Source organism: Pseudomonas sp. Ag1 (genome assembly GCF_000278565.1).
Lineage (GTDB): Bacteria > Pseudomonadota > Gammaproteobacteria > Pseudomonadales > Pseudomonadaceae > Aquipseudomonas.
In genome coordinates, this window is record NZ_AKVH01000107.1 from 67,152 (window position 1) to 92,301 (window position 25,150).

Genomic DNA, 25,150 nt, shown 5'->3' on the forward strand with positions numbered 1-25,150 from the left:
TTTAAAAGGTAGAGACGTCCACTCCCCTGCTATCGCACTCGTAACAGGGGCTGAAAAATCAGCAAGTTAGCCTGACGAGGCTGCGCTCATGGCTCGACCGCATACCGCGTTGCCGGTAGGGGCGAGCTGCTATTCGCGACCACATTCGCCGACAGCCAGGAATGGCATTGCCGCTCGGAAATGTGTTCGCCGACAAAAGAAAAAAGGAGTCCGCCTGTGGCTATTCGCTATGGCAAAGGGCTGATAGGAGGAGCGGTTGTCGTCGCTCTCCTGGCCCTGCTGGTCCACTGGATCGGCATCAACACGATCGAACTGTACCGCGACGATTTGTTGTTTTACCTGCAAGCTCACTTGATCCTCGTCCTTGTTTCGATGCTGGCCGCCCTGATCGTAGGGATTCCCGTCGGTATCCTGCTGAGCCGACCCCACATGGTCGGGCGCGCAGAACGCTTCATGCAGATCTTCAACATCGGCAATACCGTCCCTCCCCTGGCCGTACTGGCCATCGCCCTCGGTGTCCTTGGCATCGGCAGCGGCCCCGCGATCTTCGCGCTGTTCCTCGCCTCGTTGCTGCCCATCGTGCGCAACACCTATGAAGGCCTGAAAAACGTTCAAGGTTCCCTGAAAGAAGCCGCCGTCGGCATCGGCATGACGCCGCGCCAGGTGCTGTTTCGCGTGGAATTGCCCAACGCCGTGCCGATCATCATCGGCGGTGTGCGCGTGGCCCTGGCGATCAACGTCGGTACCGCGCCCCTGGCGTTCCTGATTGGCGCCAACAGCCTGGGCAGCCTGATCTTCCCCGGCATCGCCCTGAACAATCAGCCGCAACTGCTGCTCGGCGCCGCATGCACCGCGCTGCTGGCCTTGCTGCTCGACGGTCTGGTGACCATGGCCAGCCGCCTTTGGCTGGAACGCGGGTTGCGTCCGTCTTAAGGCTTTGGCCCCGTCTTGGGCCTGAAACAGGAATTCACATGAAAAAACTGACATTGATATTGAGCTGCGTCCTGCTGTTCGCAGGGTTTGCGCAAGCCGCTGAAAAACCGGTCATCCGCATCGGTGCCCGGGTGTTCACTGAACAGACCCTGCTCGCCGAAATCACCTCCCAGTACCTGCGCACCAAGGGCTACGACACCCGTGTGACCGGCGGCCTGGGCAGCAACCTGGCACGCAGTGCCCAGGAAAGCGGGCAACTGGACCTGATCTGGGAATACACCGGCGTGTCGCTGGTGGCCTACAACCACGTCGACGAGAAGCTCGACAGCGAACAGTCCTACGCCCGAGTGAAAGAACTCGACGCGAAAAAAGGCCTGGTCTGGCTCTCCCCGTCGAAATTCAGCAACACCTACGCCCTGGCCCTGCCAGAGAACGTGGCCAAGGAATTCCCGCAGATCAACAGCATCAGCGACCTGACCGCGGCACTGGCCGAGAAAACCAAGGAAAACCGCCTGGTGGCCCTGGACACCGAGTTCGCCAACCGTTCCGACGGCATGGCCGGCATGGTCAAGCTGTACGACATGAACCTGACCCGCAAGAACACCCGGCAGATGGACGCCGGCCTGGTGTACACCGCGCTGCGTAATGGCCAGGTGTTTGCCGGCTTGGTCTACACCACCGACGGTCGCCTGAACGCCTTCAAATTGAAGCTGCTGGAAGACGACAAGCACTACTTCCCGGACTACACCGCCGCGCCGGTGGTGCGTCAGGTTTACCTCGATGCCCATCCGCAACTGGCCGCTGATCTCAAGCCACTGGCTGCGCTGTTCGACGACGAAACCATGCGCCAGCTGAATGCGCGGGTCGACGTCGACCACGAAAGCCCGTCCGCCGTGGCCGCAGATTTCCTGCGCCAGCATCCGATCAACTAAGAGGAGAAGACATGGAATTCCTGAACGCCTTTTCCCATCTTGATTGGGCCCAAGTCCTGCACCTGACCTGGCAGCACATCACCCTGGTCGGCATTGCAGTGATCCTCGCAATCGTCGTCGGCGTGCCCCTGGGCGTGCTGATGACCCGCTTCCCGACGCTCGCCGGCCCATTGCAAGCCAGTGCCACGGTGTTGCTGACCGTGCCGTCGATCGCGCTGTTCGGCCTGCTGCTGCCGTTCTACTCCAAGTTCGGCCAGGGCCTGGGGCCGATGCCGGCGATCACCGCCGTGTTCCTCTATTCCCTGCTGCCCATCATGCGCAACACCTACCTCGCCCTCACCGGCGTTGAGCCGGGCATTCGCGAGGCCGCCAAAGGCATCGGCATGACCTTCGGCCAGCGCTTGCGCATGGTCGAGCTGCCGATTGCCGTACCGGTGATCCTCGCCGGTGTGCGCACCGCCGTCGTCATGAACATTGGTGTGATGACCATCGCCGCCACCATCGGCGCCGGTGGCCTGGGTGTACTTATTCTGGCTTCCATCAGCCGCAGCGACATGTCGATGCTGATTGTTGGCGCCGTGCTGGTCAGTCTCCTGGCCATCTTCGCCGACCTGCTTCTGCAATGGCTGCAACGCACGCTGACTCCAAAAGGACTGCTCAAATGATCGAACTTCAAAACCTGACCAAGACCTTCCAAAGCAACGGCAAGACCATCACCGCCGTTGATTCCGTAAGCCTGACCGTCAACGAAGGCGAAATTTGCGTATTCCTCGGCCCCTCGGGCTGCGGCAAGAGCACCACGCTGAAGATGATCAACCGCCTGATCAAGCCGACCTCCGGCAAGATCCTGATCAACGGCGAAGACACCACCGACCTCGACGAAGTGACCCTGCGTCGCAACATCGGCTACGTGATCCAGCAGATCGGTCTGTTCCCGAACATGACCATCGAAGAGAACATCGTGGTGGTGCCCAAGCTGCTGGGCTGGGACAAGCAGAAATGCCACGACCGCGCCCGCGAGTTGATGAGCATGATCAAGCTCGAACCCAAGCAGTACCTGCATCGCTACCCGCGTGAGCTGTCCGGCGGCCAGCAACAGCGGATCGGCGTGATCCGCGCCCTGGCGGCGGATGCACCGTTGCTGCTGATGGATGAGCCGTTCGGCGCGGTCGACCCGATCAACCGCGAGATGATCCAGAACGAGTTTTTCGAGATGCAGCGCGCGCTGAACAAGACCGTGATCATGGTCAGCCACGACATCGACGAAGCCATCAAGCTGGGTGACAAGATCGCGATCTTCCGCGCCGGCAAGCTGCTGCAGATCGACCACCCGGACACCCTGCTGGCCCACCCTGCCGACGAATTCGTCAGCAACTTCGTTGGCCAGGACAGCACCCTCAAGCGCCTGCTGCTGGTGAAGGCTGAAGATGCGGCGGACAACGCGCCGTCGGTCAGCCCGGAAACCCCGGTGGCGGATGCCCTGGAGCAGATGGATGAGCTGGACCGTCGCTACGTGGTGGTCACCGATGCCGAGAACAAGGCGCTGGGTTATGTGCGACGTCGCGACCTGCATCGTCAGACCGGTACCTGCGGCCAATACCTGCGGGAATTCAACGCCACGGCGGCGTACGACGAGCATTTGCGCATCCTGTTGTCGCGCATGTACGAGTTCAACCGCTCGTGGTTGCCGGTGATGGATGCGGAGCGGGTGTTCCTGGGGGAAGTCACCCAGGAGTCGATTGCCGAGTATCTGAGTTCCGGTAAGTCCCGTGGGGGCAAGACCAGCATTGTGTCGCCTGCCGAGACAGCACTGGCCTGACCTGACACACAGCGGTCAAAATGTGGGAGCGGGCTTGCTCGCGAAGGCGGAGTGTCAGTCACCGGATGCATTGGCTGATACACCGCCTTCGCGAGCAAGCCCGCTCCCACATTGGATCTTCACTGTACCTGCAACACCTCAAATTGCCCCTCCCGGGGGAACATCAATCCGTCATACCGGTCGGTTACATAAGTAGCTGCACGCGGCCGCACGACGAACGCGTGCAAAAACGCGACATTTTTAGTTGATCTATAGCCCCTCACGTCCTAAAGTTCGCGCCGAACGTCCATGCTGGAAACGATCCATCCGGCTCAAGTACTGACGACGAGACAGCAAGGCCAAGGGAAGCGGTTGATCCCATGGCCTTTTTGCTTTCGGCGACATGCCTTGGGAAGTAGGCGAACCAAAGTGGGGATACGGAGGACGTTCATTTGCACCCATTGATCAATCTAGTTTGCCAGTAGGAGTTCCCAGCATGTCGATCCAGGTCGAAGACTATTTCGCGCGCGCCACTTTTGACAAAATGAAGGCGTTCGCCGACACCCAGGAAACCCCGTTCGTGGTGATCGACACCGCGATGATCAGCCAGGCCTACGATGACCTGCGCGCCGGTTTCGAATTCGCCAAGGTGTATTACGCCGTCAAGGCCAACCCGGCCGTCGAGATCATCGACCTGCTCAAGGACAAGGGTTCGAGCTTCGACATCGCGTCGATCTACGAGCTGGACAAGGTCATGGACCGCGGCGTCAGCCCCGACCGTATCAGCTACGGCAACACCATCAAGAAATCCAAGGACATCCGCTACTTCTACGAGAAGGGCGTGCGCCTGTTCTCCACCGACTCCGAAGCCGACCTGCGCAACATCGCCAAGGCCGCCCCGGGTTCGAAAGTGTATGTGCGTATCCTCACCGAAGGCTCGACCACCGCCGACTGGCCGCTGTCGCGCAAATTCGGCTGCCAGACCGACATGGCCATGGACCTGCTGATTCTCGCCCGCGACCTGGGCCTGGTGCCTTACGGCATCTCCTTCCACGTCGGCTCGCAACAGCGTGACATCAGCGTGTGGGACGCGGCGATTGCCAAGGTTAAAGTGATCTTCGAGCGCCTGAAGGAAGAAGACGGCATCCACCTGAAGCTGATCAACATGGGCGGCGGCTTCCCGGCCAACTACATCACCCGCACCAACAGCCTGGAAACCTACGCCGAGGAAATCATCCGCTTCCTCAAGGAAGACTTCGGTGACGATCTGCCGGAAATCATCCTGGAGCCGGGCCGTTCGTTGATCGCCAACGCCGGGATCCTGGTCAGCGAAGTGGTACTGGTTGCGCGTAAATCCCGCACCGCCGTCGAGCGCTGGGTATACACCGACGTGGGCAAATTCTCCGGTCTGATCGAAACCATGGACGAAGCCATCAAGTTCCCGATCTGGACCGAGAAGAAAGGCGAGATGGAAGAAGTGGTCATCGCCGGCCCGACCTGCGACAGCGCCGACATCATGTACGAGAACTACAAGTACGGCCTGCCGCTGAACCTGGCGATTGGTGACCGGATGTACTGGTTGTCCACCGGTGCGTACACCACCAGCTACAGCGCAGTTGAATTCAATGGCTTCCCGCCATTGAAATCGTTCTACCTGTAAACGCACGCCCTGATCGTTCCCACGCTCTGCGTGGGAACGCATCCGGTGACGCTCTGCGTCACGCCGTTAGAGCGGACGCAGAGCGTCCAGGGCGGCATTTCCACGCAGCGCGTGGGAACGATCAAGTTCAATCGCATGCTCTTGATAGATCTCGGCCATTGCCCGTATCTGCGGCTCATTGGCGGCACACAACGCCTTGTGCGCCACCCGCAAGAACTTCAAATTCCCGCCCGCCAGTGCCTTGCGCAACCATTCCAGTGCCGTTTCTATCTCGCCCCGGTCCGCCAACACCGCCGCATAACTGAACTGCCCGCGAAAATCCCCGCCTTCTGCTGACTGGCGATACCACGCCACCGCCGCCTCCAGATCCCTCGGGCAGCACTGCCCTTCTTCCAGATAACGCCCCAGCAGGTTCATCGACTTGGCATGGCCCAGTTCCGCGGCCTGTCGATAACACGCCAGCGCCTGGGTTTGATCCTCGGCAACCCCGCGCCCGGTCGCCAGCAGGTTGGCGTAGTTGTACAAACCCCAATCCAGCCCGGCCTCGGCCGCCCGACGATATTCCCGGGCCGCCGCCACGGCATCCGCCTCGCAACCCCAGCCATGCTCCAGGCAACGCCCGAGCATATTGCGCGCCATCAAATGCCCGCCCTTGGCGGCGATGCGGAACCAGCGCATTGCCAGTGCTTCATCGCGCTCGATGCCGCGCCCTTCCAGCAGGATTTGCCCGAGCAGCGCCTGGGCATCCACCACACCCTCTTTCGCGGCGATCAAAATCGCCTGGGCGGCGCGCACCGGGGAGTCGTCGAGCATGCTCTGCAATTGCTCAACGTTGAGTACTTCTTCACGGCGCAATAAAAAGCCCACGGTCAGACCTCAACCCAGCGGCGCAGCAGGTTGTGATAGGTGCCGGTGAGCTGGATCAGCGCGGGGTGGTCGGGCACGTCGCGGCTCAGTTGCTGGATCGCCCCGTCCATCTCGAACAGCAAGGTGCGCTGGCTGTCCTCGCGCACCAGGCTTTGGGTCCAGAAAAACGAGGCGTAGCGCGCGCCACGGGTAACGGCGTTGACCTTGTGCAGGCTGGAGCCGGGGTACAGCACCATGTCGCCCGCCGGCAACTTGACCCGCTGCAGGCCGAAGGTGTCCTGGATTTCCAGCTCGCCGCCGTCGTAGTCGTCGGGGTCGCTGAAAAATACGGTGGAGGAAAGGTCAGTGCGCACCCGCTCGTGGCTGCCCTTGGACTGGCGCACGGCGTTGTCGATATGGAAGTCGAAACTGCCGCCGGCGGTGTAACAGTTGAGCAATGGCGGGAAGACCTTGTGCGGTAACGCCGCTGACATGAACAGCGGATTTTTCCACAGTCGATCGAGGATCGCCGCGCCGATTTCCTTTGCCAGCGGGTGGCCTTCCGGCAGTTGCAGGTTGTGTTTGGCCTTGGCCGATTGGTGCCCGGCAGTGATTTTGCCGTCGGCCCACTCGGTGTGCGCCAGGGCTTCGCGGATGCGCAGCACTTCCTCGCGAGAGAACAGGCCGGGAATGTGCAGCAACATGGAGGCATTACCTGAAAACAGTGAGACGCCAATGATAGTGATTCTTATTGACTGTGTACAACCCTACTCCCGCCCAAAGGACGAACGAGATCGTCAAAACCGTAAGCAAAAAGTGTAAAGAACGTAAATTCAGTGCGAATAGTAATGTATCGCAATTGATATGAAGTCTTGTTCTCCCTATATTCCGCGGCCTCACCTCCTTGGGGAAAGGACACACTCATGCCGCGCACTTCGATAAAAACACCTGCCAGTTCACCACGTTTGCTGGCCTCGGCCATCGGCGTTGCCATCAGCGCCAGCTCTGCCGCCCAAATGGCGCAAGCTGCTGAAGACACCGAGCAGAAAGGCGAGCGCAACAGCATTTCCCTGGGAGCCACCAGCATCACCGGCCAGGAACAGGACAGCACGTCCTACCAGGTCGAAAAAGCCTCCTCGCAGAAGTACACCGCGCCGCTGGTAGATACTCCTCGCTCGGTCACCGTCGTACCGCAGCAAGTGCTCAAGGACACCGCCGCCACCTCGTTGCAGGACGCCTTGCGCACCGTGCCGGGGATTACCTTCGGCGCCGGTGAAGGCGGCAACCCGCAGGGCGACCGTCCGTTCATTCGCGGCTTCGACGCCCAGGGCGATACCTACCTCGACGGCGTGCGCGACACGGGCGGCCAGAGCCGCGAGATCTTCGACATCGAATCCATCGAAGTCAGCAAAGGCCCCAACTCGTCATTCGGCGGCCGCGGCTCGGCCGGCGGCAGCCTCAACCTGGTGAGCAAGACGCCACAGGCGCGGGACTTCACCAACGGTGGCTTCACCTACGGCTCCGACCAGACCCGCCGCTATGTGCTCGACGTCAACCGTCAGTTCCTCGACAGCGCGGCCTTCCGCCTGAACCTGATGAGCCACGAACAGAACGTCGCCGGGCGTGATGCCGTCAACTACGACCGCTGGGGCGTGGCGCCGTCGCTGACCTTCGGCCTGGGCACTCCGACGCGCGTCAACTTCAGCTACTACCACATGGAAAGCAACGACCTGCCGGATTCGGGCATTCCGTATGGCTACAGCAACAGCGGCGCAAGAGCCGCCCACGTGCATGACAAACCAACCGACGGCGGCGACAGCAACAACTTCTACGGCCTCAAGGATCGCGACTTCCGCAAGACCCGCGCCGACATCAGCACGTTCTCCATCGAGCACGACCTGAACGACAACATGACGCTGAAAAACACCCTGCGCCACGGCAACACCGGCCAGGACTATATCGTCACCCAACCCGACGACAGCCAGCACAACGTCAACCAGTTCGGCACCGTGTGGCGCCGCGCGAACACCCGCGTGTCCACCACCGAGACCACCACCAACCAGACCGATCTGTTTGGCAGCTTCCAGGCGCTGGGCTTCAAGAACACCTACTCCACCGGGCTTGAGTTCACCGGCGAAGAAACCCGCTACAGCGGCTACACCGTCAGCCCGAACAGCAACCCCGGTTGCCCGGTGCCCGGCAAAGGCGGCCAGTGCACCTCGCTGGGCAACCCGAACCCGGACGATGCCTGGACCGGCAGCATTGCGCGCAACTACAACGGCACCAACACCAAGGCCACCAGCCGTGCCGCCTATGTGTTCGACACCATCGAGCTGGACCCGAAATGGCTGCTGAACGTCGGCCTGCGCTACGACACCTTCGACACCGTGGCCAACACCAATGCGGTGCCGACCGCCACCGTCAAGGCCCGCAACAAGATCAAGAACGACAGCCAGTTCTTCAACTGGCAGGCGGGCCTGGTCTGGAAGCCGGTTGAAAACGGCAGCATCTATGCCTCCTACGCCACCTCAGCCTCACCGGCCGGCGGCCTGGTAGGTGAAGGCGCCGACGGCAACCCGCTGTCTGCCGGCGCCGCCACCAGCGACCTGAAACCGGAAGAGACCGTCAACTACGAGCTGGGCACCAAGTGGGACATGTTCCACGACCGCCTGTCCCTGACCGCCGCGGTGTTCCGCACCGAGAAGAAAAACACGCGGATCCTGGTGGACGCGCTGACCTATGAAAACGGTGGCGAATCCCGCGTCGACGGCCTGGAGCTTTCCGCCAGCGGCAAGCTGACCGATCAATGGCAAGTGTTCGCCGGCTACAGCTACCTGAAAAGCGAACTGGTGGACCCGGGCCTGAACGGTCGTAACGGTGTCGTCAGTGCCGGCTCGAACAAAGGCAACCAGATGCCCAACACGCCGAAGAACACCTTCAGCCTGTGGACGACGTATGACGTGACACCCAAGCTCACCATCGGCGGCGGCGCGTTCTATGTCGACGAGGTCTACGGCGATGCGGGCAACACCGTCTACGTGCCGTCCTACACCCGCTACGACGCCATGGCCAGCTACAAGCTGACCAAGAACGTCGACCTGCAGTTGAACGTGCAGAACCTCACCGACAAGACCTACTACGACAAGGCCTATGCCTCGCATTTTGCCAACCAGGCAGCCGGTCGTACGGCCCTGCTGACCACCAGTTTCCATTTCTAAACCGATACAAATGACTGCACGAAACCCCACGCATCGGATGCGTGGGGTTTTTGCGTGTAAAAAAGAATGTTTCTCGACAACTCGCGGCATAATGCGCGCCGTGAAACACCTAACCTGATGACGAGGCCGTACGACGTGTTGAAGAAAACCCTGTTCCAGTTGCATTGGTTCTTCGGCATTACCGCCGGGCTGGTGTTGGCCTTGATGGGGATCACCGGCGCAACGGTGTCGTTCCAGGATGAACTCATCGAGTTGCTGAACCCGACGGTGTTGACGGTGGAAAAGCGTCCGGCCGGGGTACTGCCGCCCGCTGAACTGGTGCACCTGCTGGAAGCCCGCGAAGGCAAAGTCGTGTCGATGCTCACGGTGCAGCCCGACAGCACCAACGCGGCCAAGGTCTGGTTCACCCCACCGCCCGGTGAACGTCGCGGGCAGATGCGCTACTTCGACCCGTACACCGGCGACTACCTGGGCGATGCCGTCGGCCAGGAATTCTTCGGTTTCGTGCTGCAACTGCACCGCTTCCTCGCCATCGGCGACACCGGCCGGCAAATCACCGGCGCCTGCACGCTGATCCTGGTGTTCTTCTGCCTCTCGGGCCTGTACCTGCGCTGGCCGCGCCAGGTGGCAAGCTGGCGTGCATGGCTGGCGGTGGACTGGCGCAAGAAAGGCCGCAGTTTCAACTGGGACCTGCACTCGGTATTCGGCACCTGGTGCCTGCTGTTCTATCTTCTGGCGGCACTCACCGGACTGTTCTGGTCCTACGAGTGGTACAGCAACGGCATGACCAGACTGCTGTCCGACGCGCCGCAGAACGAACGCGTACGCAAGCGCGGCCCGGCCCCCGAAGGGCCTGCGCCGGTGGCCAATTACGCCGCGATCTGGAGCAGCATCTACAGCAACGCCGGCCCCGGCTTGAGCGGCTACAACATCCGCATGCCCGCGGTCGCCGGCCAACCCGCCACCGTCTACTACCTGCTGAAGACCTCGCCCCACGATCGCGCGCTGAACCAGATCAACCTCGACCCGGCCACCGGCGAAGTCAAATCCCATGACACCTACGCCGGCAAAAGCTTCAAGGCGCAGATCCTGACCAGTATCTATGCGCTGCACACCGGCAGCTACTTCGGCCTGCCCGGCCGGATCATCCTGACGTTCAGCGCGCTGCTGATGCCGCTGTTCTTCATCACCGGCTGGCTGTTGTACCTGGACCGCCGCCGCAAGAAACGCCAGGTGCGCGATGCCCGCAAAGGCCTGACCGGCAACCACAGCGACGCGCCGGCCTGGCTGATCGGCTTTGCCAGCCAGAGCGGCTTTGCCGAGCAACTGGCCTGGCAGACCGCCGGGCAGTTGCAGGCCGCCGGCGTGCCGGTGAACGTGCAGTCGCTGGGCAGCGTCAGCGAAGAGGATTTGCGCCAATCGAGCCATGCGCTGTTCGTGGTCAGCACCTTCGGCGACGGCGAGGCACCGGACAGCGCCCGCGGTTTCGAGCGCAGCGTGCTCGGCCAGGACATGTCCCTCAAGGGCCTGAACTACTCGGTGTTGGCCCTGGGTGATCGCCAGTACCAGCACTTCTGCGGCTTCGCCCGGCGCCTGCATTTCTGGCTGACCAACCAGGGCGGCAACCCGCTGTTCGCCCCGGTGGAAGTCGACAGCGGCGACACCGATGCGTTGCTGCACTGGCAACAACAACTGGGCCAACTGACCGGCCATGCACCCGCTGCGGCATGGGCCAGCGCGACCTATGAAAACTGGACCCTGAAGCAACGCACCCTGCTCAACCCGCACAGCAGTGGCTCCGGCGTCTATTTGCTCGGGCTCACCCCGCCAGCCCCCCGGGACTGGCTGGCCGGCGACCTGGTGGAAGTGCTGCCACGCAATTGCCCATGGGCCATCGAACACTTCCTAGAAGGCCTGGGACTGGCCGGCAGCGAAGGTGTGGTAGTCGACGGCCTTGCACACACCCTCGACCAGGCCCTGGCCGGCCGCCAACTGCCGGACAATCGCGCACACCTGGTGGGCCTGCATGCCCAGGCGCTGGTCAATGCACTGGTGCCGCTGGGCATGCGCGAATACTCCATCGCCTCGATTGCCAGCGACGGTGTGCTGGAGCTGATCGTGCGCCAGGAGCGTCACCCCGATGGCAGCGTGGGCGTGGGTTCCGGCTGGTTGACCGAACATGCACCGCTGGGTTCGACCATCAGCCTGCGAGTGCGGCGCAACAGTGGTTTCCATCTGCCGACCGAGCCGCTCCCGATGATCCTGCTGGGCAACGGCACCGGCCTTGCCGGGTTGCGCAGCCTGCTCAAGGCGCGGGTTGCCGACGGCCAGCAGCGCAACTGGCTGCTGTTTGGCGAACGCAATATCGCCCATGACTACCACTGCCAGGACGAGCTGCAAGGCTGGCTGGCCAGCGGTGACCTGGCGCTACTGGACCTGGCCTTTTCCCGGGACCAGGCAGAGAAAATCTACGTGCAGGATCGCCTGCGCGAATCAGCGGATGTGCTGCGTAAATGGGTGGCCGATGGCGCCGCGATTTACGTCTGCGGCAGTTTGCAGGGGATGGCGGCGGGTGTGGATCAGGTGCTGCATGAGGTGCTGGGCAGTGAAGCCGTCGAACGTTTGATCGAGCAGGGCCGCTACCGCCGGGATGTTTACTGACCCCCTGAAGATACACCGATCAAAATGTGGGAGCGGGCTTGCTCGCGAAGGCAGTGGATCAGTCGATACATCTGTTGACTGACACACCGCCTTCGCGAGCAAGCCCGCTCCCACATTGGCTCTTCTTCAGTAGCTAGATTGCATTGCAATCACACTGGCGCCAGTTTCTGTTCAAACACCGAAACCCCATCCAGGTCCCGCAAAATCACCGTCAGCTCCGCCGTCTGCCCGTCAATCTGCACCTCGCCAAAAAACTGGAACCCGGCAAACGGCGAGCTGTTCTGCACCGTCGGCGCCTTCTCGAACACCACTTCCGGGCCAAAGGTTTTATCCAGCGGATTAGGCCCGAAACTCCCGGCATTCAACGGCCCGGCGACAAACTCCCAGAACGGCTCAAAATCCTGAAACGCCGCCCGATCCGGATGGTAATGATGGGCCGCGCAGTAATGCACATCCGCCGTCAGCCACACGTGATTACGCACCTGCTGCGCCCGCAGAAACGCGAGCAATTCGGCAATTTCCAACTCGCGCCCCTGGGCCGGGCCCGGGTCGCCGTTGGCGATCGCTTCCCAACGCGGCACGCCGGGGCTGACCTCACCGTCGGGCACTCCCAGGCCAATGGGCATGTCGGCGGCGATGACTTTCCACTGCGCCTGGGAGGCCTTCAATTCGCGCTTCAGCCAGTCCAGTTGCTCACGCCCAAGGAACGGTTTTTCACCGCCAAGGTTGTCATCGTTCGGCCCGCGATAGCTGCGCATGTCCAGCACAAACACATCCAGCAACGGGCCGTAGCCGAGCTTGCGATAAATCCGCCCGCCCTGGTCGGCGCTTTGCCGGCGCATCGGTGAATATTCCAGCCAGGCCTGGCGCGCACGGCCCACCAGGGTATTGATGTCGCGAGTCTTGTAGCGTTCATCCAGTTGCTTGCTCGGCGACCAGTTGTTGATCACCTCGTGGTCGTCCCACTGCCAGATCTGCGGCACTTCGGCGTTGAAGCGACGTACGTTCTCGTCCATCAGGTTGTAGCGGTAGTTGCCCCGGTATTCATTCAGGGTTTCAGCGACTTTGCTTTTGGCTTCGGTGGTGATGTTGCGCCAGATGCGTCCGTCCTCGGTGGTCAGTTGCGCGGGCACCGGGCCGTCGGCATAGATGGTGTCGCCGCTGTGAATGAAGAAGTCCGGCAGGCGCAGGCGCATGGCTTCGTAGATGCGCATGCCGCCGATGTCCGGGTTGATGCCGAAGCCCTGGCCGACGGTGTCGCCGCTCCACACAAAGCGGATATCCCGGCGCTGCTGCGGCACGCTGCGCAGGTGACCGAACCAGGGCTCGCTGGCCACGCCGGTCTGGGCATCTTCAAAGTGCACACGGTAGAAAATCGCCTGGTCGACGGGCAGGCCGGTGAGTTCGACACGGGCGGTGAAATCGGTGCGGCTGTCGGCCAGGGGCGAGACGAATTTGCGCGGGTTGCTGAATACGCTGCGGGTGTCCCACTCCACCACCATCCGGGCCGGGCGGTCGCTGCGGCTCCAGATCATCGCGCGGTCGCCCAGCAGGTCGCCGGACTGCACGCCGTCGGTGAGTTGCGGGCGATCCTTGACCGAGGCGATCACCGCAGGCGCGAGGCCCGGCAGCAACAGGCCGGCGCCGACGGCTTGCATCACGCGGCGGCGGCCGAGATTGAAGTGGCTCATGCGGGTTCCCTCTCGAACGGCAAAAGGGAAACTTAAGCATGACGGGATGAACGAGTTATGACACCGGCCTTATTGCTCACGGAGGTCAAATGTGGGAGCTGGCTTGCCTGCGATAGCCTCAACTCGGTTGCGCTGATACACCGAGGTGCCTGCATCGCAGGCAAGCCAGCTCCTACATGAACCGCGTTATGCCTGGGCGGGTGCGACAGAAAGTTCTACGGTCTCAGGGCGCTTGAGGAATGCATACACCACGGCAGTCAACAAACTGCCCGCCACGATCGCCAGCAGGTACAGCAGCGCATGGTTGATCGCATTCGGGATCAGCATCACAAACAATCCACCATGGGGCGCCATCAGCTTGCAGCCGAAATACATCGACAGCGCACCGGTCAGCGCACCGCCGGCGATGCTTGCCGGGATTACCCGCAGCGGGTCCTTGGCAGCAAACGGAATCGCGCCTTCAGAGATAAAGCACATGCCGAGGATCAGCGCGGCCTTGCCGGCTTCACGCTCGGTCTGGGCAAACTTGCGCCGCGCCAGGAAGGTGGCGATGCCCATGCCAATCGGCGGCACCATGCCGGCAGCCATGGTCGCGGCCATGGGTGCACCGCTTTGCGCTGCCAGCAGGCCGACGGAAAACGCGTAGGCTGCCTTGTTGATCGGGCCACCGAGATCGACGCACATCATGCCGCCCAGCAAGATGCCCAGCAGCACGGCGTTGGTGGTGCCCATGGTGCTGAGAAAATCCGTGAGGCCGGTGAGCATCTTCGCCACCGGCGGCCCTACCAGGTAAATCATCGCAAGACCCGTGAACAGGCTCGCCAGCAACGGGATGATCAGGATCGGCTTGAGGGCTTCCAGGCTCTGGGGCAAACGGATCGCGCGGCTGATGAATTTGACGCAGTAGCCGGCGAGAAAGCCGGCGAAGATCCCGCCGATAAACCCCGCGCCCAAGGTGCTGGCCAGCAGGCCACCGATCATGCCGGGGGCCAATCCAGGACGGTCGGCAATCGAGTAGGCGATGTAACCCGCCAGCAGCGGCACCATCAGCATGAACGCCTGGTCGCCGACGGTTTTCAGCGCTGCGGCAAGAGTGCCTTTTTCTTCAAAGGCATGAATGCCGAACACGAATGACAGGGCGATCAGCAGACCGCCCGCCACCACCATCGGCAGCATGAACGACACGCCGGTGAGCAAGTGTTTGTAGACACCGGTCTTCTCCGGTTTGGCAGCGGCACCACTGGCAGCGGATTCCTGCTTGCCTTCGGCCAGCGCCTTGTTGAGGGTCGCCTCGGATTGCTTGAGCGCGATCCCGGTGCCGCAGCGATAGATTTTCTTGCCGGCAAAGCGCTCGGTGGCGACTTCGATGTCGGCGGCGAGCAGCACAACGTCGGCGTCACGAATCGCCTCGGGACTCAGCGGCGTGCGGGCGCCCACGGAGCCCTGGGTTTCCACCTGCAAGTCATACCCGAGGCGCTTGGCGGTTTGCTGCAACGCTTCGGCAGCCATGAAGGTGTGGGCGACGCCGGTCGGGCACGCGGTGATCGCGACGATACGCGGCGTGCTTTTCGCCGGTGCCGCGTCAGCTACCTGCACCTGGGCCTCCTCGGCTCCGCGACGCAACACCGCGTCCACATCCTGCAACGCCTGGGCCGGCGTGCTGCGGAATACGCGTTTGCCGACAAAACGCTGCATGTCCACCGGCGTGCTGCTGACCAGCAATACCCACTCGGCGGCTTCAATGGTGGCCGCCGACAATTGGCGTTCCGGATGCTGCACGTCGACCACTTCGACGCTGGTGCTCCAGCCCTGGCGTTGCGCGGCGGCATCCAGCAAGCGGGCGCACAGCACACTGGTGACCATGCCGTTCGGGCAGGCAGTAACAATGGCTAACTTCATGACCAACCCTCTTATTGTTCTGTCAGCGGGCGCACGTGGACGCCGCTCTGCAAAGTCTCAAGCTGCGCTTCGTCGGTGATGCCAAAGCCGATCTGCGTGACCGCCATCGCGGCAATGGCGGTGGCGCGGCCCAGGGTCTGCTCCGGCGTGTCGCCACTGAGCAAACCGTGAAGCATCCCGGCCAGCAGCGAGTCGCCGGCACCTACGGTACTGGCCACGGTTACCTTGGGCGGGGTAGCGTGCAGCGCCGTTTCCGGGCTGTACCAGCTCACACCCGCGGCACCGTCGGAGACCACCACATGCTCAACACCTTGCCGATGCAGTTGGCGGATGGCATCTGTGGAATGACCAAGGGCATCGGCCAGTTCTTCGGTATTGGGTTTGACCAACCACGGGCCGGCGTTCAATCCGGCGCGCAGCGCTTCGCCGCTGGTGTCCAGGGCGACTTTCAAGCCGAGGTTTTTCAGTTGCTGCAGCAGGCCCTGGAACCACTGAGGGGTGATGCCGCGTGGAAGGCTGCCGGCCACGACGACGGCGTCGTAGCCGGGAGCAATCCGCGCCAGTTGCTCAAGCAGTGCGTGTTGCGCCTGCTCGCTGACCAACGGGCCCGGCGCATTGACATCCGTGACCCGCCCGTCCTGCTCGGCGATCTTGATATTGCTGCGGGTTTCGCCCGGCACGCGAATAAAGGCATCGGTAAAACCGCGACGGGCAATCAGCATCTCGAATGCCTGGGGATTGTCCTCACCAAGAAAGCCGCCCACGGTCACCTGATGACCAAGGTCCGCCAGCACCTGGGCCACGTTCACGCCCTTGCCGGCAGCGTGGGTGATCATCGCTTCGCTGCGATTGACCTCGCCCGGTTCCAGGCGCGCCAGGCGCACCGTCAGGTCCAACGCCGGGTTCAGCGTCAGGCTTAAAATCCTTGCCATTTACACGGCCTCCACAAGCGCACGCACTTCGGCGGGAGAACCCACCGCCAGGGCTTTTTGTGCCAGGCCCTGGGCCTCGCTCAGACTGAATTCACGCACCCGTGCCTTGACCTCGGGAATGCTGCGCGCAGACACACTCAGCTCATCCACTCCCAGGCCGATCAGCACCGGAACTGCCAAAGGGTCGGCTGCCAGCTCGCCGCACACGCCGACCCATTTGCCATGGGCATGGGCGGCGCGCACGGTGATGTCGATCAGTTGCAACACCGCCGGATGCAGGCCGTCAGCCTGGGCCGACAGCGTCGGATGGCCACGGTCGATGGCCAAGGTGTATTGGGTCAGGTCGTTGGTGCCGACGCTGAAGAAGTCCACTTCCTTGGCCAGTACCGGCGCCAGCAACGCGGCCGACGGCACTTCGATCATGATCCCCAGTTGCAGGTCGGCCACCGGGATTTCCAGGCGCAGGCGCTCGGTCATGGCCCGGGCCTGGCGCCACTCGTCAACACTGCCAACCATGGGGAACATGATGCGCAGTGGACGGTTGTCTGCCGAACGCAACAGCGCGCGCAATTGCGCTTCCATGATCTGCGGGCGTTGCAGGGTCAGGCGGATGCCGCGCACGCCGAGGAAGGGGTTTTCTTCCTTGGCGATCGGCCAGTAAGGCAGCGGTTTGTCACCGCCCACATCAAGGGTGCGCACCACCAGCGGCCGACCGCCGAGGCCGTCGAGCACGCGGCGGTATTCGGCTTCCTGGGTGGCTTCGTCGGGCGCTTGTTTGTGGGCCATGAAAATCAGTTCGGTGCGCAGCAGGCCGATGCCTTCGGCGCCCTGCTCCACCGCGCCGGCAACCCCGGCGCTTTCGCCGATATTGGCGAACACTTCGACGGCATGGCCATCGCGGGTCAGGGCCGGTTCATGGCGTTGGGCGGCGGCGGCTTGCAGACGTTGTTCGCGGGTGTCGCGTTCGACGGTGGCGCGCTGCAAGGTGGCGGCGTCGGCGTCCACATGCAGGCGACCGCGCTGGCCATCCAGCAACAACGGCGTGCCCGAAGCCAACAGCAATACAGCAGGGCCTGCACCCACCAGCGCGGGAATGCCCAAAGCACGGGTGACGATGGCGCTGTGGGCGGTGGCGCCGCCACGGGCAGTGAGGATGCCGGCAACACGCACCGGGTCCAGGCGCGCCACGTCCGAGGGACCCACTTCGTCCATCACCAGGATGTAGGGTTCGTCCGGCTCCTGGGCGGTTTCGACGCCGCACAGTTGTGCCAGCACGCGGCGGCCAATGTCACGCAGATCGGCAGCGCGCTCGGCGAGCAAGGCGTCCTGCAACGATTCCTGCTGTTTGGCGGCGGCTTCGATCACGCTCATCCACGCGGCCTCGGCGCTTTCGCCCTGCTTGAGGCGCGTCTCGACTTCGTCGGTCAGTTCTGGGTCGTCGAGCATCTCCTGGTGGGTGATGAAGATCTCGCGGATGGCCTTGGATTTGCTGCGCTCGATCAGGCCCTGGATGTCCCGGCGCACGTCGGTCAATGCCGCGTGCAGGCGTTGGCGCTCGATCACCGGCGACTCGCCGCGCAGCGGGTATTCGAAAGGTTGCAGCACCTGGATATGCGCCGGGCCAATCGCAATGCCGGGGGCGGCGGCAATGGCCTGGATCAGGCTGCCGGACACTGGCGCGCTGATGACCGTTTCGATCTCGACCACGGCTTGTTGGGCGCTGACTGCCGGCAACGGCTCGACTTCTTCGCCGAGGCCGTCTTCCACTGCCGCCAGCAAGGCGGGCAAGGCGTCACCGGCAATGGTTGGCTCAGCGACAAACTCCAATACCTGGCCGCGACGCGCACCGAGGCTGAGCAACTTGCTCAGGCTTTTTACCGATACCGCGCCGACGTCTCCATCGACGATGCGCACACGGATTTCACCGGCAAAACTTTTCGCCAATTGCGCGAGGATCTTCGCCGGGCGCGCATGCAGCCCGTGGGCGTTGGCCAGGGCAATGCGCACGCTTGGCCAGTCGGCTGGCAGTTCACCGCCGAGCACTTCCAATACGGCGCGGCTACTGGTGGCGCGGCCGAGTTCCTGGCCACGGCCTTCGATCAGCAAGGCACACAGGCGTTCGAGCAAGGTCTGGTGGGCCTCGCCGAGGCTGGCCAGGCAGAACAGGCCGCTCAAGGGCTGGCCCAGGTAACGCATGGGTTTGTCCGGGGTGACGAAGGCCAGGCCGGGACGCTTCACCGTCTGCTCGCTGTGCAGCCACCACAGGCCATCGCCCAGGGGCAGCGCGTCGACTTGTTGCAGCACGGCGGCAAAGCCATTGCTCACGCAATCGGCCTGGCGCAGCAGGCGTGCGCCTCTCCACACCAGTTCTTCGAAATCATCAGCCGACACGCCCAGGCCAATCATCTGTGCGTCCAGCGCCAGCTCCTGCGGCGCACCTTGCAGCAGTTTCAGCAAGGCCTCGGCAGAACTGGCGCGGCGCAGGGCCTGGCCCAGGTCGGTCTCGCCAAGGGCACGGGTCAGCAGTTGCAGCAGGCGCAGGTGTTCGTCGGATTTGGCGGCAATGCCGATCGCCAGGTAGACGATCTGGCCATCGCCCCAATCCACGCCGTCGGGAAATTGCAGCAGGCGCACGCCGGTGGCGAACACTTGGTCGCGGGTTTCGGGGGTGCCGTGGGGGATGGCGATACCCTGGCCGAGAAAGGTCGAACCTTGGGCTTCACGCGCTTGCAAGCCACTGAGGTAACCCTCGGCGACCAGGCCATCGGCCACCAGTTTTTCAGCGAGCAGTTGCAAGGCAGCAGACTTATCCACAGCCGTCTGGCCCATGGATATCTGCTCGTGGGTGAGCTCAAGCATGCCGTTCTCCTAGTTAGTGCGGCGGGCGCACTAGGTATTATTTTGAATAAATCAGTGCAAAAGCGTTCGAATAAAATTGACTGAGTGGTCAGTTGGCAGGACCACACTCGTCGCGATAATCGTAAAAATACGCTTGCTGAAACGTTTAATCTAGAATTTATGGCAGATTACGCGTTAATTTCCCATGATTGAAGAGCCACTCGGCTGTTGAGTTGCGACAATGGTCGCCTGCAGTAATCGGTTACGATTGGACAAAATGTCGGGGCAAGCTCTAAAAAACAAGGAAATCCCGGTTTGAAACTCAGTGATATCGCGCGCATTGCCGGTGTGTCTGTGACCACCGCCAGCTACGTCATCAATGGCAAGGCCGAACAGCAACGGATCAGCACCGCAACCGTCGAACGGGTGCGCGCCGTGGTTGAAGAACATGGCTTTACGCCCAACCCCCAGGCCGCCGGGCTGCGCAGCCGGCACACCCGTACCCTGGGTTTTATCCTGCCGGACCTGGAAAACCCCAGTTACGCACGCATCGCCAAGCTGCTCGAACAAGGCGCCCGTGCCCGCGGCTATCAATTGCTGATCGCCAGCTCCGACGACGACGCCGACAGTGAGCGGCAACTGCTGCAATTGTTCCGCGCCCGCCGTTGCGATGCGCTGTTTGTCGCCAGCTGCCTGCCGGCCACCGACGACAGCTACCGCGAACTGCAAGCCAAGGGTTTGCCGGTGATCGCCATCGACCGGGTGATGGAGTCTACGCAGTTTTGCTCGGTGGTCAGCGATGATCGCCAGGCCTGCCAGCAATTGACCAGCAGCCTGCTGCACCCGCTGCCCAAGCAGATCGTGTTGATCGGCGCGCGGCCAGAGCTGAGCATCAGCCAGGAACGTACCGCCGGTTTCAAGCAAGCGCTGAAAGACTTCAGCGGCGAAGTGCTGATCGAACAAGGCGAGTCGTTCAGCCGCGACTGTGGCCGACAGCTGATGGAGCAGTTGCTGCAAAGCCTGGGGCATTTGCCTGACGCACTGGTGACTACGTCCTACGTCTTGCTGCAAGGGGTGTTTGACGCGCTGCATGACTTCCCGCTCAAATCCCGGCCACTGCGACTGGGGACGTTTGGCGACACCCAACTGCTGGATTTCCTGCCGCTGCCGGTGAATGCCATGGCCCAGCAGCATCAGTTGATTGCCGACACCGCGCTGCGCCTGGCGCTGGCGGCCATTGAAGAACAGCACTACGAACCCGGCGTGCATGCCATCGGCCGTACGTTCAAGCAGCGGATTCACTCGGAGTAAGCGGTGTGGAGCTGATCGACAGCCACACCCATCTGGATTTTCCGGACTTCGATACGGACCGCCGCGAAGTCCTGAGCCGCAGTCGCCGCCTGGGCGTGCGCAGGATGGTGGTGCTCGGGGTCTATCAGCAGAATTGGCAACGGTTGTGGGACCTGGTGCAAACCGACGCGGATTTATTCGCCGCCTTCGGCCTGCACCCGGTGTATCTCGACGACCATCGCCCCGCCGACCTGACGGAACTGGGCGACTGGCTGACCCGCCTGAACGGCCACCGGCAACTGTGCGCGGTGGGCGAAATCGGCCTGGATTATTTCCTCGAAAAGCTGGACCGCGAACGCCAGCAAAGCCTGTTTGAAGCGCAACTGAAGCTGGCGGTGGATTTCCAACTGCCGGCGCTGCTGCATGTGCGCCGCAGCCACGCTGCCGTGATCGCCACCCTCAAGCGCATTCGGCTACCACGGGGCGGAATCATCCACGCGTTTGCCGGCAGCCAGGAAGAGGCCCGCGAGTACATCAAGCTCGGCTTCAAACTGGGCCTGGGCGGCGCGGCCACGTGGCCGCAAGCCCTGCGCATGCACAAGGTGATCGCCCGGCTGCCGCTGGAAAGCGTGGTACTGGAAACCGACTCACCGGACATGGCCCCAGTGATGTACCCCGGCCAGCGCAACAGCCCCGAACACCTGCCAGACATCTGTGCCGCCCTGGCGGAGCGCATGGGCATCAGCTCCTCAGCGCTGGCCGAGGCGAGCACCCGCAATGCCTGCGAGCTGTTCAACTGGTAGGCGCCCATCCCCGATGCATGCCTGGCCATGCCTCACACTCGAAAGGCCCCGATCAACTGCTTCAGCTCGATCACTTGCAAGGACAACTGCCGGCTGGCCTCTTCAGTCTGGTGCGCGCCCTGCGCTGCATGTTCACCGGCGCGATTGATCTCGACGATGTTCTGATCGATGTCATGGGCCACGGCAGTCTGCTGTTCGACGGCGGCGGCAATCTGCTGGTTCTGGTCGACGATCATGCCTACCGCGCCGAGGATGTTTTCGAGGGCCTGCTGGACTTTTTCCGACTGCCCCACCGTGCCATTGGCCATCTCGTGGCTGGTGCCCATGGCCTTCACCGCAGCGCCGACACCGCTGTGGAGCTTGGCAATCATCTGCTCGATCTCTTCGGTGGAGTGCTGGGTGCGCCGGGCCAAAGTGCGCACTTCATCGGCCACCACGGCGAAACCGCGTCCTTGCTCACCCGCGCGCGCGGCCTCGATGGCGGCATTCAACGCCAGCAGATTGGTCTGTTCGGCAATGCTCTTGATCACTTCCAGCACGCGACTGATGGATTGGCTGTCGATGGCCAACTGGTTGATGACCCGTACCGATTGATCGATCTCCGAAGCCAACGCCGCGATACTGCCTTGCTGGGACTGCACCAGGCCGCGTCCGCTGACGGTTTCATCGTTGACGCTGTGGGCGCTGCTGACCGCCGCCGCTGCACTGCGCGCCACTTCCTGGGCAGTGGAGGACATCTGGTTCATGGCGGTCGCCACTTGCTCGATCTGGCTGCGTTGGCCGGACACGGCCTGGTTGCTGCTGGCCGAGACTGACTCCACTTGTCCGGCCTGGTGTTCGACCTGGTTGACGGTGTGCCCTACCCGCTCGATCAGGTCATGGATTTTGGCCACGGTGGCGTTGAACACCTGGCCCAAATCCCCCAGTTCGTCGCGGCTGTGGGCGATGAAGGTGACGGTCATGTCACCGGCCGCCACCTTGTCCATCGTCGCCCCCAGGCGGCGCAAGGTGGTGCGGGTGGAGGCGTAGAAACCGGCATACAAATAGAAGATCAGCAAAAACACCGACGCCAGTGCCGCCACCAATCCGATCATGTGCGTGCGGTTTTCTGACAGGCGTTGCTCCAGTTGCTGCTCGAGAAAGGTCAGGGTGGCTTCGTCGAGCTGATAGGTCTTGGCCATCAACGTGCTGACGTCGTCGTAGAAGCCTTGCCATGGGGCGTCGAGGGTTTCGGCCACCACGACCTGCTCTTCGAACAACTCACTGCCTTGCTTGAGGCTGGCCTTGCTCGCGTCCGCCAGGCTCGCCAATGCTGCGTGGGCTGGCTTGCTGGAGCCGAGGGCATCCTGCAGTTTCAGGCCGTATTCCGCCTGGAGCTTTTCCAGTTGCTGCAGCAACTCGTCAAAACGAGTGCTGGACGACGAATTGAGAAAACCCTGGCCCAACGAATAAGCCCCCATGGCCCGGCCTTCCCCCAGGGTCTGGGTGACTTGCGGGGTGACGCTGGTGATCAGTTCACTGAGTTGGCGCAGGTCGCCCTGGGGGTCACGGCTCAAACCCGACTGGCTGGCGATGATCTGGCTGAGCATCTGCGCCTTGTTGAGGAGTTTGCCGATCAGCGCGCTTTTGCTGAGCAGTGAAGTTTCCTGTTGCTGGGCCTTGAAGGCGGCGATCATTTCATCGCGCTTGGCTTCGAAGGCGGCGGCCTGTTCTGGGTCGGCGGACAGGGCGTGGAAGCTTTGCAGGCGCTGCAGCAGGCTGTCTTCGAGGGCGGTGATTTTGTTTTCGATATCACCGGCCTTGCCTGATTGGCCGAGGGTTGCGTTGATCTGTACCTGGTTGTTCAGGGTTTCCAGGTCGCGGCGCAGGGCCAGGCTGCTGCCCAGCAGGTCGAGGCTTTGCAGCTCGATGCGAGTGCCCTGGAATTCTCGCCAGGAATCGCGCACCAGGTAGTAGTTGGTGGCCAGCATCGGCAACAGGAACAGCACGCTGATAAGGCTGAACTTCATGCCGAAGGTCAGGCGGTTCATGAACGCGACGGCGGGATAGAGCAAGCTCTTCACAGGTGAACTCCCTTTTCTTTTATTTTTATTGAGGGCGCAGGGCGGCGGCAGATAGCCACTATTTGGCGCTCTGTCTGTATAGCTCAATTCGAAAAGGAGGTTTGTAACTTAAGGTTAACGAGGTAGGAGCGAGCTTGCCCGCTCCTACAGGGGGGGCAAATCAGGGCAGCACGGTCCAGATGGCAAAGCCGGCGTACCACAGCACGGCGGCACGCAGCAGCAACTCCCAGATACGATCAAGGCTGTTGATGCCCTCGGCGCCTACCACCGGTGGCGGGATCTCCGCGGCCACCAGGCCCACCTTCTCCACCAGTTGCGCAGCACTGATGTCCCAGCTCAGCAGCTCATGCAGCATCACCCGGCCGACCGCCACAAAGTTGCCGACCAGGGCGAAACTCGCCGCCAGCAAACGTACCGGCAACCAGTCGAAGGCATGGCGCAATTGCCCGGCACGCTCGGCCACCAGTGGGTTCTTGCTGGTCTCGGTCGCCAGCGCCAGCAGACGGTAGGCCAGGGCGGCCACCGGCCCGAGGAGGAAGTACCAGAAAATCACCGCGAAGAAGCTTTGGTAGGCCTGCCACAACAGATGGCCCTGGACCCGCTCCAGCAACTGCTCACCGCTGTCGGCGCTGATGCTCAAGTCACGTTCGGCCACATGTTCGGCCGCTTGCAGGTCACCCCGGCGCCAGGCATCACGGAACGGGCCCAATCCGGCCAGGAGATCGCCACGGCCCAGGCTGTAGATCACCACCAGCAGGTGCACCGGCAGCGCCAACAGGCCATAGGCCACTGGCTCCAGCACCAGCAACAACAACGCAAGCAAGGCCACCGGCAGCAGCACCAGCAATGTGAGGATCAGCCACGGCTGCTTGCCCAGGCTGGCGCTCGACTCCAGCTTGGCCAGTTCCCGCAACCAACCGCCATCACGTTGTATACGATGACGCAGGGCCGAGAACTTCTCGATCCATACCGCCAGCACCAACACCAGAAAACTCATTGTGCGTGTCCTCCATCCTGCAAGGCGCTGCGAAAGCGCGCCCAATCAAATTCGGGTCCGGGGTCGGTCTTGCGTCCCGGGGCGATATCGCTATGGCCACAAATGCGCTGGCGGGTAATGCCCGTGTACGCCGCCAGTAACTGGCGCGTCAGGGCGATCAGGGATTGATACTGGGCATCGGTGAAGGGCAGGTCATCAGTGCCCTCCAACTCGATCCCCAGGGAAAAGTCGTTACACGTCTCACGCCCCTCGAAGCTCGATACCCCGGCATGCCAGGCCCGGTCCCGGCACGAGACAAACTGCGTCACCGCGCCATCACGCTCAATCAGAAAATGCGCAGAAACCCGTAGGTCGGCAATACCTTCAAAGTAGGGATGTTCCGTGACATCCAGGCGATTCTGGAAAAACTCGTGCACCTTGCCGGTGGCGAATTGCGCCGGTGGCAGGCTGATGTTGTGCACCACCAACAGGGAAATCTCGCCACCGGGGCGCTCGTTGAAGTTGGGCGAGGGGCAATGGCGAATGCCCTGGCACCAACCGCTGGCGGGGTCCAACTGCATACTGGTTCCTTGAACGAGGCTGGGGTGAC

18 protein-coding genes and 1 pseudogene are annotated in these 25,150 nt (G+C 62.4%); 9 read left to right on the plus strand and 10 right to left on the minus strand.

What is annotated here, in order from left to right:
• Positions 1-180: 180 nt before the first annotated feature.
• The 5 genes from A462_RS09300 (at position 181) to A462_RS09280 (ending at position 5,323) form a co-directional block, all read left to right on the plus strand.
• On the plus strand, positions 181-933 hold the full coding sequence (locus A462_RS09300; RefSeq protein WP_443200829.1) for an ABC transporter permease: 753 nt from the start codon (positions 181-183) through the stop codon (positions 931-933).
• Positions 934-971: 38 nt separating this feature from the next.
• Positions 972-1,865, plus strand: a complete 894-nt coding sequence (locus A462_RS09295) for a glycine betaine ABC transporter substrate-binding protein (RefSeq protein WP_003215975.1) — start codon at positions 972-974, stop codon at positions 1,863-1,865.
• An 11-nt stretch (positions 1,866-1,876) separates the two neighbouring features.
• On the plus strand, positions 1,877-2,530 hold the full coding sequence (locus tag A462_RS09290; RefSeq protein WP_003215973.1) for an ABC transporter permease: 654 nt from the start codon (positions 1,877-1,879) through the stop codon (positions 2,528-2,530).
• Complete coding sequence (locus tag A462_RS09285; protein ID WP_008437274.1) at positions 2,527-3,684, plus strand: osmoprotectant ABC transporter ATP-binding protein OsmV; 1,158 nt, start codon at positions 2,527-2,529, stop codon at positions 3,682-3,684. Before A462_RS09290 ends, A462_RS09285 begins: the two co-directional genes overlap by 4 nt.
• Positions 3,685-4,159: 475 nt before the next feature.
• On the plus strand, positions 4,160-5,323 hold the full coding sequence (locus A462_RS09280) for a type III PLP-dependent enzyme (RefSeq protein WP_003215969.1): 1,164 nt from the start codon (positions 4,160-4,162) through the stop codon (positions 5,321-5,323).
• Positions 5,324-5,389: 66 nt separating this feature from the next.
• On the opposite strand, the gene A462_RS09275 is transcribed toward A462_RS09280, so the two are convergent.
• Together A462_RS09275 and A462_RS09270 are read right to left on the minus strand one after the other, a co-directional pair.
• A complete protein-coding gene (locus A462_RS09275) occupies positions 5,390-6,190 on the minus strand; it encodes a tetratricopeptide repeat protein (RefSeq protein WP_008437275.1) in 801 nt (266 codons plus the stop codon).
• Between the two features lie 2 nt (positions 6,191-6,192).
• Positions 6,193-6,873: a Fe2+-dependent dioxygenase gene (locus A462_RS09270; protein WP_008437276.1), complete on the minus strand. Its 681-nt coding sequence runs from the start codon at positions 6,871-6,873 to the stop codon at positions 6,193-6,195.
• A gap of 219 nt (positions 6,874-7,092) precedes the next feature.
• Here A462_RS09270 and A462_RS09265 point away from each other — a divergent pair, with 219 nt between their 5' ends.
• Together A462_RS09265 and A462_RS09260 are read left to right on the plus strand one after the other, a co-directional pair.
• Complete coding sequence (locus A462_RS09265) at positions 7,093-9,387, plus strand: TonB-dependent receptor (RefSeq protein ID WP_008437277.1); 2,295 nt, start codon at positions 7,093-7,095, stop codon at positions 9,385-9,387.
• A 135-nt stretch (positions 9,388-9,522) separates the two neighbouring features.
• Entirely contained in the window at positions 9,523-12,048 is a 2,526-nt protein-coding gene (locus A462_RS09260) for a PepSY domain-containing protein (protein ID WP_032899643.1), read from the plus strand.
• A 149-nt stretch (positions 12,049-12,197) separates the two neighbouring features.
• Here A462_RS09260 and A462_RS09255 read toward each other — a convergent pair whose 3' ends face one another.
• The 4 genes from A462_RS09255 to ptsP all read right to left on the minus strand — a co-directional run bounded on the left by A462_RS09255 (position 12,198) and on the right by ptsP (position 19,429).
• Positions 12,198-13,739, minus strand: coding sequence for an alkaline phosphatase D family protein (locus A462_RS09255; RefSeq protein WP_008437279.1), 1,542 nt, complete (start codon positions 13,737-13,739; stop codon positions 12,198-12,200).
• A 186-nt stretch (positions 13,740-13,925) separates the two neighbouring features.
• Complete coding sequence (locus A462_RS09250) at positions 13,926-15,638, minus strand: PTS fructose-like transporter subunit IIB (RefSeq protein ID WP_008437280.1); 1,713 nt, start codon at positions 15,636-15,638, stop codon at positions 13,926-13,928.
• An 11-nt stretch (positions 15,639-15,649) separates the two neighbouring features.
• Positions 15,650-16,570 carry a 1-phosphofructokinase gene (gene pfkB, locus A462_RS09245; protein WP_003215949.1) on the minus strand — a complete coding sequence of 307 codons (921 nt, stop codon included), beginning with the start codon at positions 16,568-16,570 and terminating at the stop codon, positions 15,650-15,652.
• Complete coding sequence (gene ptsP, locus A462_RS09240; RefSeq protein WP_008437281.1) at positions 16,571-19,429, minus strand: phosphoenolpyruvate--protein phosphotransferase; 2,859 nt, start codon at positions 19,427-19,429, stop codon at positions 16,571-16,573.
• A 294-nt stretch (positions 19,430-19,723) separates the two neighbouring features.
• Here ptsP and cra point away from each other — a divergent pair, with 294 nt between their 5' ends.
• Together cra and A462_RS09230 are read left to right on the plus strand one after the other, a co-directional pair.
• The gene (gene cra, locus A462_RS09235; protein ID WP_008437283.1) at positions 19,724-20,719 is read left to right on the plus strand and encodes a catabolite repressor/activator; all 996 of its coding nucleotides are present in this window, start codon (positions 19,724-19,726) and stop codon (positions 20,717-20,719) included.
• Positions 20,720-20,724: 5 nt separating this feature from the next.
• Positions 20,725-21,501: a TatD family hydrolase gene (locus A462_RS09230; RefSeq protein ID WP_008437284.1), complete on the plus strand. Its 777-nt coding sequence runs from the start codon at positions 20,725-20,727 to the stop codon at positions 21,499-21,501.
• A gap of 32 nt (positions 21,502-21,533) precedes the next feature.
• Here A462_RS09230 and A462_RS35270 read toward each other — a convergent pair whose 3' ends face one another.
• The 4 genes and pseudogenes from A462_RS35270 to ampD all read right to left on the minus strand — a co-directional run bounded on the left by A462_RS35270 (position 21,534) and on the right by ampD (position 25,121).
• Positions 21,534-22,463 carry a methyl-accepting chemotaxis protein gene (locus A462_RS35270; protein WP_371135982.1) on the minus strand — a complete coding sequence of 310 codons (930 nt, stop codon included), beginning with the start codon at positions 22,461-22,463 and terminating at the stop codon, positions 21,534-21,536.
• Positions 22,440-23,531, minus strand: a pseudogene (locus tag A462_RS35275) (methyl-accepting chemotaxis protein); the annotation flags it as partial. The gene A462_RS35270 and the pseudogene A462_RS35275, both read right to left, overlap by 24 nt.
• Positions 23,532-23,724: 193 nt before the next feature.
• A complete protein-coding gene (gene ampE / locus A462_RS09220; RefSeq protein ID WP_008437286.1) occupies positions 23,725-24,561 on the minus strand; it encodes a regulatory signaling modulator protein AmpE in 837 nt (278 codons plus the stop codon).
• The gene (gene ampD, locus A462_RS09215) at positions 24,558-25,121 is read right to left on the minus strand and encodes a 1,6-anhydro-N-acetylmuramyl-L-alanine amidase AmpD (RefSeq protein WP_003215934.1); all 564 of its coding nucleotides are present in this window, start codon (positions 25,119-25,121) and stop codon (positions 24,558-24,560) included. The genes ampE and ampD overlap by 4 nt, the downstream gene beginning before the upstream one ends.
• Positions 25,122-25,150 lie beyond the last annotated feature (29 nt).